Here is a 14,570-nt window from a genome sequence, read left to right on the forward strand (position 1 = left end):
AGCGGAGGCTTCCGGGCGCCGGGCTCCACCCGTGTCAGGACGACGAGGGCTCGGTGGTGGCTGGAGAGGTGGTGGCTGGAGAGGTGCGCTTGAGGAGGACGAATCCCTGGATGACGCCCCGCAGGACGTACGTGTCGCGCGGATGCAGCTGTCGCGCGAACGCGGGGACGTCCTTCACCCAGCGCGAGTTGTTGTTGAAGACGATGTAGTCGGGGGCGAGGCCCTTGGTCCGGCCGATCCAGAAGACCCGGCAGCGGGAGGTCAGCCGGGCGATCGGGCCGATGTTGGCCTCGACGGTCGCCCCGTCGGGGATGGTGGCGATCATCCTGTCCACGGCCTTGACGCCGTCCGGCACCCGATAGGCGTCCGCCTCGGTCAGGTTGCCCAGCGGCAGCGCGGTCGTCAGCGCGAGCGAGGCCGCGAGGACGGCGGCGGGCAGCTGCTGCGCGTACGAGCGCAGCCACGGCCGGGAGCTGTGGCGGGCGGCCGGGAGCGCGTCGACGAGCGCGAGGGTGATGATCGGCATCAGGACGGCGCTGTAGTGCCAGGCCGTGCCCCAGTAGTTGTCGTCGGCGGAGACGAACCGCCAGCCCAGGGTGGGCAGCACGGCGATGAGGATCGGGGAGCGCAGGGCGAGCAGTCCGCTGGTCGGGATCAGCAGCCAGAGAACGGTGCGGATCTTGATGTCCAGGCCGTCGAGGGGGCCCGCACCGCCGACCTTGGTCAGATAGTCGGAGGAGCCGGTGGTGTTGAAGGCCGGGATGATCATGGTGAAGGCGAGCAGGGTGGCGACCGCGCCGAACGCCACGACACCGATGGCGTACGGCACCGCACGGGAGGCACCCTGCCGCCGGGCCCGGAACGCGACGACGACCGCGATCATCGCCAGCGTCAGCCCCTGGTCCTCCTTGACCAGCACCAGCGGCAGTCCCCACAGGAGCGCCGCCCGCCAGCGCCGGCGCAGCAGGGCCTCCAGGGAGAACGCGATCAGCGGGACCGCGAAGCAGATCTCGTGGAAGTCGAAGTCCACGGCGTTCTGGAGTCCCCACGACAGCCCGTACGCCACCCCGAGCGCGAGCCCCCGGGCCCGCCCCAGCGCCCAGGTCGCCGCGCGGGTCACCGGCACCGCCGACAGCGCGAACAGCGCGGCCTGGATCACCAGCAGCGTCACGGGTGACGGAAACACCCGGTAGAACGGCGCCAGCAGCATGGTGACCGGGCTGAAGTGGTCCCCGAGCACGTTGTACCCCGGCCCCTTCAGCTCCACGATCGGCGCCTGGAGGTGCGCGTACGCCCGCACCGCCTGCTCGTAGATCCCCAGGTCGTACGACCGCGTCCCCAGCCTCAGATACCGCCCGACCGACACCACCGCGTACGCCACGAACAGCACGACAGCGATCAGATACGGCTCCCGGCCCGCGAGGGAGAACCGCCGGCCGGAAGGCGGAACCGGTGGCGCCACCGGAACAGGCGCCGGTATGAGCGCCGGGGGCTGAGTGCTCGACGGGGGCATGGGACTCACGTTCGGATGGAGACAGGGGGTGCCCATAGAGACTAGGCGGGCCTGAAAAACAGGGGGCGCAGCCCCCGCTTTTTCAGGGGCGCGGGGAACTGCGCGAGAACCCCCACCGAACCCGCGCTCACCCACCCACCCCGCGCGGAGCGCGAAGGGGGTCGAAGGGGCGCAGCCCCTGGGGACGGGACGGGTAGGGGCGGCGGGGCGAGACAAAACCCGCCCGCACCCCCCGCACCGCTCGTCGTACCCTGGACACCCCCGGCCGTTCACACGAGTCCGGGCGTTCGTGTTGCCCCCGGCAACCCCGAACCGAAGCAGCCCAGCCAGCCCCACCCACCAGCCCCCCACCTTGCCCACCCGGACGGGAAACGCCCCGAATGAGCCTCCACGGCCTGCTAGACGCCGTAGTCCAGGACGCCCCCCTCGCGGAAGCGATCAGGGCGGCGACCGACGGCCACCGCACCCACATCGACCTGGTGGGCCCCCCGGCGGCCCGCCCCTTCGCCGTGGCGGCCCTCGCCCGCGACGCCGGCCGCCCCGTACTCGCCGTGACGGCGACGGGCCGCGAGGCCGAGGACCTGGCGGCGGCCCTGCGCTCCCTGCTGCCCCCGGACGGCGTCGTGGAGTACCCGGCCTGGGAGACCCTCCCGCACGAGCGCCTCAGCCCGCGCAGCGACACCGTCGGCCGCCGCCTCGCCGTCCTGCGCCGCCTGACGCACCCCCGCCCGGACGACCCGGAGACCGGCCCGGTGTCGGTGGTGGTGGCCCCGATCCGTTCGGTCCTCCAGCCGCAGGTCAAGGGCCTGGGCGACCTGGAGCCGGTCGCCCTGCGCACCGGCGAGACGGCCGATCTGAACCGTACGGTCGAGGCGCTGGCGGCAGCCGCGTACTCCCGGGTCGAGCTGGTCGAGAAGCGCGGCGAGTTCGCCGTGCGCGGCGGCATCCTGGACGTCTTCCCGCCCACCGAGGAGCACCCCCTGCGGGTGGAGTTCTGGGGTGACGACGTCGAGGAGATCCGGTACTTCAAGGTCGCCGACCAGAGATCGCTGGAGGTGGCCGAGCACGGCCTGTGGGCCCCGCCCTGCCGTGAGCTCCTCCTCACGGACGACGTACGCGCCCGCGCACGCGACCTCGCCGAGCGCCACCCCGAGCTGGGTGAACTCCTGGGCAAGATCGCCGAGGGCATCGCCGTCGAGGGCATGGAGTCCCTCGCGCCGGTCCTCGTCGACGACATGGAGCTGCTGATCGACGTCCTGCCGAAGGGCGCGATGGCGATCGTGTGCGACCCGGAGCGGGTGCGCACGCGCGCGGCGGACCTGGTCGCCACCTCGCAGGAGTTCCTCCAGGCGTCCTGGGCGGCCACGGCGGGCGGCGGCGAGGCGCCGATCGATGTCGGCGCGGCCTCCCTGTGGGCCATCGCGGACGTCCGTGACCGGGCCCGTGAGCTGGACATGATGTGGTGGTCGGTGTCGCCGTTCGCCGCCGACGAAGACCTCGACGCGGACACGCTGAAGCTCGGCATGCACGCCCCCGAGACCTATCGGGGCGACACCGCGAAGGCGCTCGCCGACACCAAGGGCTGGCTGGCCGACGGCTGGCGCACGGTGTTCGTGACCGAGGCCCACGGCCCGGCCGCCCGCACGGTCGAGGTGCTCGGCAGCGAGGGCATCGCGGCCCGTCTGGAGGCCGAGCTGGCGGAGATCTCCCCGTCGGTCGTGCACGTGGCGTGCGGCTCGATCGACTACGGCTTCGTCGACCCCGCCCTGAAGCTCGCGGTCCTCACCGAGACCGACCTCACCGGCCAGAAGGCGGCCGGCAAGGACGGCGCACGGATGCCCGCGCGCCGGCGCAAGACCATCGACCCGCTCACTCTGGAGCCGGGCGACTACATCGTCCACGAGCAGCACGGTGTCGGCCGCTACATCGAGATGGTCCAGCGGACCGTGCAGGGCGCGACCCGCGAGTACCTGGTCGTCGAGTACGCCCCCGCCAAGCGCGGCCAGCCCGGCGACCGCCTCTACATCCCCACCGACCAGCTGGAGCAGATCACCAAGTACGTCGGTGGCGAGGCGCCCACGCTGCACCGGCTCGGCGGTGCCGACTGGACGAAGACCAAGGCGCGCGCGAAGAAGGCGGTCAAGGAGATCGCCGCCGACCTCATCAAGCTGTACTCGGCCCGGATGGCGGCGCCCGGTCACGCGTTCGGTGCGGACACGCCCTGGCAGCGGGAGCTGGAGGACGCCTTCCCGTACGCCGAGACGCCCGACCAGCTGACGACGATCGCCGAGGTCAAGGAGGACATGGAGAAGACGGTCCCGATGGACCGCCTGATCTGCGGCGACGTCGGCTACGGCAAGACGGAGATCGCGGTGCGGGCCGCTTTCAAGGCCGTCCAGGACGGCAAGCAGGTGGCCGTGCTGGTGCCGACGACCCTGCTGGTGCAGCAGCACTTCGGCACGTTCAGCGAGCGGTACTCGCAGTTCCCGGTGAACGTGCGGGCCCTGTCCCGCTTCCAGACCGACACCGAGGCCAAGGCCACCCTGGAGGGCCTGCGGGAGGGCGGGGTCGACATCGTCATCGGCACCCACCGCCTGTTCTCCTCCGAGACCAAGTTCAAGGACCTGGGCCTGGTCATCGTCGACGAGGAGCAGCGCTTCGGCGTCGAGCACAAGGAGCAGCTGAAGAAGCTCCGTGCCAACGTGGACGTGCTGACGATGTCGGCGACCCCGATCCCGCGCACGCTGGAGATGGCGGTCACCGGCATCCGCGAGATGTCGACGATCACGACGCCTCCGGAGGAGCGCCACCCGGTCCTGACCTTCGTCGGCCCGTACGAGGAGAAGCAGATCGGCGCGGCGATCCGCAGGGAACTCCTGCGCGAGGGCCAGGTCTTCTACATCCACAACCGGGTGGAGTCCATCGACCGCGCGGCGGCCCGGCTGCGCGAGATCGTCCCCGAGGCACGGATCGCGACGGCCCACGGCCAGATGTCGGAACAGGCCCTGGAGCAGGTCGTCGTCGACTTCTGGGAGAAGAAGTTCGACGTGCTCGTCTCGACGACGATCGTGGAGTCGGGCATCGACATCTCCAACGCGAACACGCTGATCGTGGAGCGCGGCGACACCTTCGGTCTGTCGCAGCTGCACCAGCTGAGGGGGCGGGTGGGCCGAGGACGCGAGCGCGGCTACGCGTACTTCCTCTACCCGCCGGAGAAGCCGCTGACGGAGACCGCCCACGAGCGTCTCGCGACCATCGCCCAGCACACGGAGATGGGCGCCGGTATGTACGTGGCGATGAAGGACCTGGAGATCCGGGGCGCGGGCAATCTGCTGGGCGGCGAGCAGTCCGGCCACATCGCGGGCGTCGGCTTCGACCTGTACGTGCGGATGGTCGGCGAGGCGGTCGCGGACTACCGCCGCCAGCTGGAGACCGGGGAGATCGAGGAGGAGCCGCCGCTCGAGGTCAAGATCGAGCTGCCGGTCGACGCGCACGTCCCGCACGACTACGCGCCGGGGGAGCGGCTGCGGCTGCAGGCCTACCGGGCCATCGCCTCCGTGAACACCGAGGCCGACATCGCCTCCGTGCGCGAGGAACTCGTCGACCGCTACGGCAAGTTGCCCGAGCCGGTGGAGAACCTGCTGCTGGTGGCCGGGCTGCGGATGCTGGCCCGCGCCTGCGGCGTCGGCGAGATCGTCCTCCAGGGCACCAACATCCGCTTCGCGCCGGTGGAGTTGCGGGAGTCGCAGGAGCTGCGCCTGAAGCGGCTCTACCCGGGCACGGTCATCAAGCCGTCCGCCCACCAGGTGCTGGTGCCGCGTCCGAAGACGGCGAAGGTGGGCGGCAAGCCGCTGGTCGGGCGTGAGCTGCTGGGCTGGACCGGGGAGTTCCTGGCTTCGATCCTGGGGTCGTGAGGGCGTTCGCCGGGCGCCGCCGGGCGTCCGGCGGCGATCGCTTGCGGCAGCGACCCGGTGTCCCGTACCGCGGCCCCGGCCGGAGAAGTCCGGTCGGGGCCGAGGGCAGGAACGTGCGGGCTGCGCGTGTGATCAGGCGCCGCGCTTGAACTGCTGGTTGGTGCCGCTGCCACAGCCCCACTGGATGAGCTTGGCGCCGTCGGCGGTGGACTTGTCCAACACGTCGAGGCACTTGCCGCTGCGCCGCGAGACGAGGCGGAGCCAGCCGTCACCGGCGTCCTGGAGCTGCCACTGCTGGTTGCTGCCGGTGCCGCAGGTCCACTGGATGATCGGGTTGCCGTCGGCGGTGGAGTTGTTGGCCACGTCGAGGCACTTGCCGCTGTGCCGGGCGACGACCTGGACGTATCCGCTGCCCATGTCCTTGAACCACCATGCCTGGTTCATGCCGCCGTTGCAGGTGTACTGGGTGATCTGGGTGCCGTCGTCCTGGGACCGGCTGGGGACATCGAGGCACTTGTTGCTGTGGCGGGCGGTGATCGTCTCCCAGGGGCCGCCGACGCCGTCGACCTTCCCGGCCGCGGTGTCAATGTTGATCTGCGCGAACCAGTCCATGGTCATCGTGGTGTCGGTGGGGAACTCCAGCGGCAGCCAGACGTACTTCGAGGCGTTGACGTTCTGGTTGAAGGAGTTGCCCCAACGGTCGCCCATGTAGAGGTACTCGGTGCCCGTGCTGCCCTGGACGGGAAGGACGAACGTGGTCTGCGAGCCGTAAGCGGTGGCGTCTCCGACGTTCTGCAGGGCACTCCAGGTGCCGGTGATGCTGGAGGCGGTCGCGTACATCTGCTGGTTGGGCCGCCAGCCGGTGGCGCCGGAGGTGAGCAGGAAGTAGACGCCGTTGCGCTTGAACAGTGCAGGGGCCTCGCGCAGTTGGCCGGGCCAGAGCAGCTGCACACGGGTTTCGACGGTGAGGTAGTCGGGGCTGAGGCGGTAGATGTGCAGGTCGCGGTTCTCGCGCGCGGCCGAGATCATGTAGCCGGTGCCGTCGTCGTCCGTGTAGACGGTGATGTCGCGGGACATGTGGCCCAGCGGGCGGAAGCTGCCCTGGTAGGTGTAGTCGCCGTCGACGGTGTCGGATACGGCGACGGCGGCGCGGGCCTGGGTGTAGTCGGTGGCCAGCTCCTTGTGCATCCACATGACGAACTTGCCGGTGGACGCGTTGTACATGACCTTGGGGCGCTCGATGTTGGCCGAGGCGAGCTCAGGGTCACTGGCCTGGGTCAGGACATGGCGCCGGAACTCCCAGGTCTTCAGATCGGTCGAGCGGTACGCGGACACATACCGGAATGAGTTGTCCTCGTTGCGGTTCTCCCCGAACCAGTAGTAGTACGAGCCGACCTTGATGACGCCGCCACCGTGCGCGTGCACGACGGCACCTGTGGTGTCCGTGAACTGGGTGGCGTTGGGGATGGTGACGGTGGCCGCGTGCGCGGTGCCCATCAGAAGGGTTTGCGGGAGGAGACCTATCAGCACGGCAAGCAGGAAGAGCCAGACACGACGCATCGGGGGTTTCCATTCACGACAGGACAGCACGAGAACAACCAAAAGCTGGCTGAAACCAACGTGCAGCATGAGAATGCTTGCGGTAGATGCGTGTCAAGAGTGTGAACGTGTTGAATCGCGCGGATGTCATTCAAGCGCCGCAAAGTACTGAATTGTCCCGCCTGTACTGGCAAGTTGGCCGACCTGGGGCTGTGCGGCAGGTCGAATGCTCACGGAGGGCCGGTTCGCGGAATGTTTGAGCGAGTCGATTTCTGTTCGAAGTTTCGGCTCCCCGGCGTCGCGTTTCGGCCTGGCCTCGGCGCCCTCGGTGGTGAATCGCCGTCAGGTGTCCCGACATACGCTGACCGATCTTCTCCCGTGCCTGGGGTCTACGGTGTCGAGCAGGGGAGACGGGGAACCCCACGCAGGACCGCGTGCGAGCACAGACAGAGGAGAGGGGTGTCGCGTGGTGCGTCTGAGGGGTGGGATCGCCACCGTCGCTCTGGTGCTGGTCGCCGCGACCGGCTGTGAACTGGACAACGCCGACGGCTCGGCGGGGCCGCAGGAGAACCCGGGCGGGGGCGGTGCCGCGTACGCCGCGGCGGAGGCGCTGACCGTCAAGGGCCGTGCGCCCAAGAACAATTACGACCGTGGCGAGTTCGGCAGCCCCTGGGCCGACACCGACTCCAACAGCTGCGGCACCCGCGACGACATACTCAAGCGCGACCTGGACCAGGTGAAGTTCCGGGCCGACGACTGCACGGTGGTCTCCGGTGTGCTCGACCCGGACCCGTACACCGGGGAGGACGTGCCGTACGTCCGGGGCCGTAGCAAGATCGACGTGGACCACATCGTGGCCCTCTCCGACGCCTGGCAGAAGGGCGCCCAGCAGTGGGACGACAGCAAGCGCATCGCGCTGGCCAACGACCCGCTCAACCTGCTGGCGGTGGACTCCGGCACCAACCGCGGTAAGGGCGACGGTGACACGGCCACCTGGCTGCCGCCCAACAAGGCCTACCGCTGCACCTATGTGGCCGCCCAGGTCGCTGTGAAGACGAAGTACGGCCTGTGGGTCACCTCCGCCGAACAGGACGCCATGAAGCGCGTCCTGAGCACCTGCCCGGAGCAGAAGCTGCCCACCGGCGGCAACCCGACGAAGGCGCCGGCCCGCTTCCACGCGGACTGACGCCCCGGCGGTGCCGCCCGTCGGCGGGGCGGGTCAGCTGAAGTCCTCGTCGAGGTCGATGACCTTGCCCTTGGGGGCCTCGGCCGGCACGGGCTTGTCGAAGTCGGTGAAGACGAGGTCGCCGGGTTCCTTGGCGGACTTGCTGACGACCCGCAGCAGGTACGGCTTGCCCTCGGTGGCGACGTAGAGGGTGTAGCTGTCCTTGCCGTCCTTCTCCTTGAGGGTGATCGCGGGGGTGCCGTCGACCTCGGCGGTCTTGCCGCGCGTGGCGTCGGAGTTCACGTCGTCGAAGTCGGCGAGGACGGTGTCGAGGTCGCAGAAGCTCGCGATGTCCTTGGAGTCAGCGGACTTCGCGGACGTCTTGGTCCACTTGCCGGCGAGCATGTCGACGACCATGTCGGCCTCCTCCTTCGAGGAGTCCTTCGACTGGGCGCGCAGGAAGGCCTCGTCGTACTTCATGTAGAGGGTGTCGCCGACCTTGATCAGCTCGGCCTGGCCCTCGCCGCCCATGCTCATGGTGCCGGCGCAGTCGCCCTTCTTGTTCATCGCCATGTCCATCTGGACCGTGCCGCCGGCGGCGTCGTCCTGGATCTCGCCCTTCATCCGGAGCGATTCGGCGTCCGAGGTCGCCTTCACGGCCTTGTCGGCGATCTCACCGCCGGTCAGGCCCGGGAAGGGGCCGTCGGCCTTGTCCTCGCCGGGCAGGCAGCCGGTGAGGGAGAAGGTGGCCGCGGCGGCGATGCAGAGAGCGGCGAGAGCGGTGCGACGCATGGGAGTTCCCCCCTGGGAATCGATGAGTGGAGCTGATCGGCGTGCGCCGGTGCACGACGCAGTGACGTGTGGCCATCCGATTCGGGTGGCCCGTCGTTCGATGGGTCAATGACAGCAGAGCTTGTGAACCGAGTCAACACGGTTCACGGATCCTTGTGTGTACACGGCGTGAAGGGGTAGATCTTGCGTGCGTCGGTATGCTCGACGTCACACCACCAGGTACGAGGGGAGCCGGGCGCGTGCAGGGGAACGGGACAGAGGTCACGGCCGCGGACATCGCGCGGCTCGCCGGGGTGGGGCGTGCCGCCGTCAGCAACTGGCGCCGACGGCACGCCGACTTCCCCAAACCGGTCGGCGGCACCGAGACCAGCCCGGCCTTCGCGCTCGGCGAGGTCGAGGCATGGCTGCGCGACCAGGGCAAGCTCGCCGAGGTGCCCCTGAAGGAGCGCGTCTGGCAGCAGGTCACCGGCCACCCGGAGGGCCCCGTCGCCGCCCTGGTGCGCACGGGCTGCGCCCTGCTCCTGCTCCACGAACGGCCCCTGGCCTGGCTGGAGTTGAGCGCCGTCCCCGACGACGGGGAACTGGCCCGCGCGCTGTCCGGGGCGCTGGCGGAGGTCCTCGCCCCGCGCTTCGGCCCGGCCCGCGAACCCGCCGTGCCCGCGCCGCGGCCCGCCGAACTCGTGCCCTCGGTCCCCCTGCTGCGCGGCGCCACCGAACTCGCGGCCGACCTCGGCGCACGGCAGACCTTCGAGTTCCTGCTCGCCCGGCACCTCGACGCCAACCCCCGCCAGTACACGCTCACTCCGGGCGAGCTCGCCGAGCTGATGGCCGAACTCGCCGGGCCCGCCCGGTCGGTGCTCGACCCGGCCTGCGGCACCGGCGCCCTCCTGCGCGCCGTCGCCGCCCGCCCTGACCAGGAGCTGTACGGCCAGGACAGCGCCGGCGAACTGGCCGCCCTCACCGCGCTCCGCCTCGCCCTGCGCACCGGGAGCACCGTCCGCACCGCCCCGGGGGACAGCCTCCGCGCGGACGCGTACGAGCACCTCAGGGCCGAGGCCGTCCTGTGCCACCCGCCGTTCAACGAGCGCAACTGGGGCCACGACGAACTCGCCTACGACCCACGCTGGGAGTACGGCTTCCCGGCCCGCACGGAGTCCGAACTCGCCTGGGTGCAGCACGCGCTGGCCCGCTTGGAGGACGGCGGCACCGCCGTGCTGCTGATGCCGCCCGCCGCCGCGAGCCGCCGTTCGGGGCGGCGGATCCGCGCCGACCTGCTGCGCCGGGGCGCCCTGCGCGCCGTGATCGCCCTGCCGGTCGGCGCGGCACCCCCGTACAACATCCCGCTGCACCTGTGGGTGCTGCGCAGGCCCGGCAGGGCTGCCGTGCCACCGCAGTTGCTGCTCGTCGACACCGGGCGGCTCGTGCCCGAGGGGCGGAGCGGGTTCGACTGGCCGGCCGTGCGCACCGCCGTGCTCGACGCCTGGCGGCCCTTCGACCGCGCGGGCGAGACGACGCACCGGCCGGGGCTCAGCCGTGCGCTGCCGGTCATCGACCTGCTCGACGACGACGTGGACCTGGCCCCCGCCCGCCATCTGCCGCCCCCGGCCGCCGGCGGCGGCGCCGAGGAACTGGCCGCCGTACGCGAACGCCTCGGCGAGACCCTCCGGTTGACCGCCGACCTGACGCCCCCGCTCGCCGAGGAGGCGCGGACCGCGCGCTGGCCGCTCACCACGGTCGGCGAACTCGCGCGCGGGGGAGCCCTGCTGCTGCGCACCGGCGGGAACGGCCCCCACGCGCGCGTGCTCACCGACCACGACGTCCTGGCCGGCACGGCACCCTCGGGCACGCTGCCCGAGACCGGGGGCGAGAACCCCGTGCTCGTGGTGCCCGGCGACGTCGTCGTCCCCGTCCTCGGCGGCGGAGGGGTCGCGCGGGTGATCGACGAGGAGACCGCGGGCGCCGCCCTCGGCCGCAACCTCACCCTGCTGCGCCCCGACGCGGCCGCGCTCGACGCCTGGTTCGTCGCCGGCTTCCTGCGCTCCACCGCCAACAGCCGCCAGGCCAGCAGCTACGCCTCCACCGCGACCCGGCTCGACGTCCGCCGCCTCCAACTGCCCCGCCTGCCCCTGGACCAGCAGCGCCGCTACGGCGAACGGTTCCGCGCCCTGGCCGCCTTCGAGGACGCCCTCCGCCGGGCCGGCCGCCTCGGCGAACGCCTGGTGCGCGGCATGTACGACGGCCTCACGGACGGCACGGTCGCCCCGGACTGAGCCGCCGTCCGGCTGCCCCGGCTCGCCAACTCGCCCCGCGCCCCCGCCTTCAGGCTCTAGGGGGTGTTTCGAAAGTCCTGTGCGGTGCCCGCGGTGTCCGGTGCGTGCTCTCGGCGTGCCGGACGAAAGCCCTCGTACTGGACGTACTTGGGTTTTCGGCCGGTGCGGCGAGAGGGCGTGCCGGGCGCCGTGGGTGCTGTGCGGGACTTTCACAACACCCCCTAGTGGACGGAACCGCTCCGCTCGGGGGCGGCGTGACCAGCACTGCGGTACTACAACGGTTGTCCACAACCCTGGACCTCATGTCGTGGTCGACCGATACCCTCGGGACGACATCGAACGTCCGCCCTCACCAGGCCCTCAGGAGCAGCCATGCAAGGCCACGGCTACGCGCCGACACCGCCCCCCGGCCCCGATCAGGGGGGCCAGGTCACACTCCGTGTGATCTTCGTGGTGGTCGCCGTCATGAGCTGCGGTCTGCTCGCGTGGGCCTGCCTGCTGCGGCTCGCCTCGGTGACCCGCAGGCCCCATGACTGGTGCCTGTTCGCCCTGGCGATCATCCACATCATCGTGACGCTCTACATCATCGGCACCGACCCGGGCAAGGACGAGTTCACCACCTGGCGCGGTGACGTCGGCATGGGGCTGCTCCTCGGCGGACTCGCGGCGATCGTCGCGTACTACCTGTACGCGGACATACGTCACTTCAGCCGCGCCCGGACGGTCCAGCCGTCGCCGTACGCCCAGACCACGCTGTACTCGGGGCAGACCGGGTACGGCCCCCAGCAGTCCGGCTACAGCTACCCGCCGGTCCAGGTCCCGCAGCCCTACACCCCGACCCCGCCGGTCCCGCAGCCGCCCGTGCAGCAGCCCCCTCAGCAGCACCAGCAGGCCCCTGAGCCGGGGCGTCCCGGCCCGGCCCGTATCGACCAGGTCCGCGCCGAGCTCGACGAGCTCAGTGACTATCTCCGCAACCACGAGGGAGACCGGTGACCCAGGGGCCGGGGACCGGACGCCTGATCACCGGCCGCTACGAACTGTCCACGCTCATCGGACAGGGCGGCATGGGCCAGGTGTGGACGGCCTACGACCAGCGCCTCGACCGGCGGGTGGCGGTGAAACTGCTGCGCCCGGACAAGGTCGCGGGCCAGGAGGCCGACGAACTGCGCCGCCGCTTCGTGCGCGAGTGCCGCGTCACCGCCCAGGTCGACCACCCCGGCCTGGTGACCGTCCACGACGCGGGCAGCGAGGGCGAGGAACTCTTCCTCGTCATGCAGTACGTCGACGGGGCAGACCTCGCCGACCACCTCGCCGAGCACGACCCCTACCCCTGGCAGTGGACCGTCTCGGTCGCCGCCCAGCTGTGCGCCGTGCTCTCCGCCGTGCACGCGGTGCCGATCATCCACCGCGACCTCAAGCCGCGGAACGTGATGGTCAAGCAGGACGGCACGGTCACCGTGCTCGACCTCGGCGTCGCCTCCGTCATGGACACCGACACCACCCGCCTCACCCACACCGGCTCACCCATCGGCAGCCCCGCCTACATGGCCCCCGAGCAGGCCATGGGCGGCGCGGTCGGCCCGTACACCGACCTGTATGCCCTCGGTGTGCTGATGCACGAACTGCTCAGCGGGAACGTCCCGTTCACCGGCTCGACCGCCCTCGGCGTGCTGCACCGCCACCTCTACGAACCGCCGGTCCCGGTCCGCAGACTGCGCCCCGAGGTCCCCGAGAACCTGGAGGCCCTGGTCCTGCGGCTGCTCTCCAAGGACCCGCAGCACCGCCCATCCTCCGCGCAGGAGACCTACGAACAGCTCCTCCCGCTGCTGCCCGCGCGCGGGATGCCCACCGGCTCGCCGCTCGACCCCACGCGCCCCTTCCTGCGCCCGCACGCCCCCTGGCCGGACCGCGCCCGCATCCCCGCGCCGCAGCCGTCCGCCGCCCCAGAGGCCGCGCCCGCCGCCGACAAGCCCGATGTGGCGGGCGCCGTCGATGAGGTCAAGCGGCTCCTCGGCGAGGGCCGGATCACCCAGGCCGTCGACATCCTCGGCGCGATCCTCCCGGCCGCCGCCGCCCAGCACGGCGAGCACTCACCCGTCGTCCGCACCCTCCGCAAGCAGTACGCGGCCACCCTCATGGACGACGGCCAGTACCGCCGCGCCCTGCCCGAGCTGCGCCGCCTCGCCGACGAGCGCGCCGCCGAGGCCGGCCAGGCCGACACCCAGGCCCTGCGCTACCGCTACGACTCCGCCCAGTGCCTCGAACAACTCGGCGAACCGGCCGCGGCCCTCGCCGAGTACCGCTCGCTCCTGCCGTACTACGAGAACCAGTACGTCGGCGGCGACCCCGAGCTCTCCCTCGACGTCCGCCGCCGCATAGGCCACCTGCTCCTCGCCCTCGGCGACCGCGGCGCCGCCCACGAGACCCTCGGTCGGCTGCTGCTCGACGTGGAACGGCTACGGGGACCGGGCCACCCGCTGGCGAACGAGGTCCGGCGCACACTGCAGTGGCTGGGCCAGGTACGGGGCTGAGCCGGACGGGCACGAGGGGGTGCCGGAAGTCGGCGTGAATCGTTGGTCGAATGGCTGGCCGAGAGCAGGGCCACTGCCTACCATCGATCACCGCAAGACTTTGTGCTCCGCCGCACAATCTCCTCGGGAGGCTCACTTGCACCGCCGCCGTCGCACCGCGCTCCTCCTCACCGCCGCGCTCACCGCCGCGGCCCCGCTCCTCACCGCCTGCGGGGGCGACGCCCATCCCGGCGCGGCGGCCGTCGTCGGCGACGACCGGATCACCGTCGCGCAACTGGAGAACCGGGTGAACGAGGTGCGCGCCGCCCAGCGCGCCGCCAGCACGGACGAGAGCCAGTACCAGCAGGCCGTCGCCCAGAGCAGCGCCCTCACCCGCAACACCCTGAACGGCATGGTCCTGGAGAAGGTCCTCGACCAGGCGCTCGAGGACGCGGGCGTGACGGTCTCCCGCAAGGAGGTCCAGCAGTACCGTTCCGGCCTGGAGGCGGACGCCGGCGGCGCCGAGGCCCTCGAAACGGCCTATCTGCAGCGCTACAGCGTCGCCCCCGAGCAGCTGGAGGACAGCCTCCGCAGCGATGTCGAGGTCCAGAAACTCGCCACCGCCCTCGGCGCCGACCTGAACAGCCAGGAGGGCGGCGCGATCTTCTGGAAGGCCCTCTCGGAGGCCTCCCGGAAACTCGACGTCGACCTCAACCCCCGCTACGGCAGCTGGGGCATCGACAAGGCCTCCGGCCGCGTGGGCCTGCTGGAAGCCAAGACGCCCTGGCTGAAGGAGGTCACGGGGACGGGGTCGCAGCAGCCGGCGTGACGGGCGGGCCGACCTGCGTTTCCGCAGCCTGCATGACG

Annotated in this window: 9 protein-coding genes; 6 read left to right on the forward strand and 3 right to left on the reverse strand. The window is 71.2% G+C overall.

The genetic code is table 11. The annotated features are described in order from the left end of the window. Positions 1-34 precede the first annotated feature (34 nt). On the reverse strand, positions 35-1,513 hold the full coding sequence (locus PUR53_RS03895; protein WP_329907391.1) for a DUF2079 domain-containing protein: 1,479 nt from the start codon (positions 1,511-1,513) through the stop codon (positions 35-37). Positions 1,514-1,893: 380 nt separating this feature from the next. On the opposite strand from PUR53_RS03895, the gene mfd reads away from it, so the two are divergent. After that, positions 1,894-5,427 carry a transcription-repair coupling factor gene (gene mfd, locus PUR53_RS03900; RefSeq protein ID WP_329895475.1) on the forward strand — a complete coding sequence of 1,178 codons (3,534 nt, stop codon included), beginning with the start codon at positions 1,894-1,896 and terminating at the stop codon, positions 5,425-5,427. Between the two features lie 132 nt (positions 5,428-5,559). Here mfd and PUR53_RS03905 read toward each other — a convergent pair whose 3' ends face one another. Continuing rightward, positions 5,560-6,987, reverse strand: a complete 1,428-nt coding sequence (locus tag PUR53_RS03905) for an RICIN domain-containing protein (protein ID WP_329895476.1) — start codon at positions 6,985-6,987, stop codon at positions 5,560-5,562. Between the two features lie 445 nt (positions 6,988-7,432). Here PUR53_RS03905 and PUR53_RS03910 point away from each other — a divergent pair, with 445 nt between their 5' ends. Next, the gene (locus tag PUR53_RS03910; protein ID WP_329895477.1) at positions 7,433-8,152 is read left to right on the forward strand and encodes an HNH endonuclease family protein; all 720 of its coding nucleotides are present in this window, start codon (positions 7,433-7,435) and stop codon (positions 8,150-8,152) included. Positions 8,153-8,185: 33 nt separating this feature from the next. On the opposite strand, the gene PUR53_RS03915 is transcribed toward PUR53_RS03910, so the two are convergent. Continuing rightward, positions 8,186-8,923 carry a hypothetical protein gene (locus tag PUR53_RS03915; protein ID WP_329895478.1) on the reverse strand — a complete coding sequence of 246 codons (738 nt, stop codon included), beginning with the start codon at positions 8,921-8,923 and terminating at the stop codon, positions 8,186-8,188. A gap of 239 nt (positions 8,924-9,162) precedes the next feature. On the opposite strand from PUR53_RS03915, the gene PUR53_RS03920 reads away from it, so the two are divergent. The 4 genes from PUR53_RS03920 to PUR53_RS03935 all read left to right on the forward strand — a co-directional run bounded on the left by PUR53_RS03920 (position 9,163) and on the right by PUR53_RS03935 (position 14,532). Beyond that, positions 9,163-11,193 (forward strand): N-6 DNA methylase, encoded by a 2,031-nt coding sequence (locus PUR53_RS03920; RefSeq protein WP_329907392.1) that lies wholly within the window; start codon positions 9,163-9,165, stop codon positions 11,191-11,193. Between the two features lie 372 nt (positions 11,194-11,565). Further along, positions 11,566-12,186 (forward strand): hypothetical protein, encoded by a 621-nt coding sequence (locus PUR53_RS03925; RefSeq protein ID WP_329897599.1) that lies wholly within the window; start codon positions 11,566-11,568, stop codon positions 12,184-12,186. Between the two features lie 44 nt (positions 12,187-12,230). Next, positions 12,231-13,724, forward strand: a complete 1,494-nt coding sequence (locus PUR53_RS03930) for a serine/threonine-protein kinase (protein WP_329897602.1) — start codon at positions 12,231-12,233, stop codon at positions 13,722-13,724. Positions 13,725-13,860: 136 nt separating this feature from the next. Then, on the forward strand, positions 13,861-14,532 hold the full coding sequence (locus tag PUR53_RS03935) for a SurA N-terminal domain-containing protein (RefSeq protein WP_329897598.1): 672 nt from the start codon (positions 13,861-13,863) through the stop codon (positions 14,530-14,532). Positions 14,533-14,570: the final 38 nt, after the last annotated feature.

This window comes from Streptomyces sp. SP18BB07 (assembly GCF_036322545.1).
Lineage (GTDB): Bacteria > Actinomycetota > Actinomycetes > Streptomycetales > Streptomycetaceae > Streptomyces > Streptomyces deccanensis.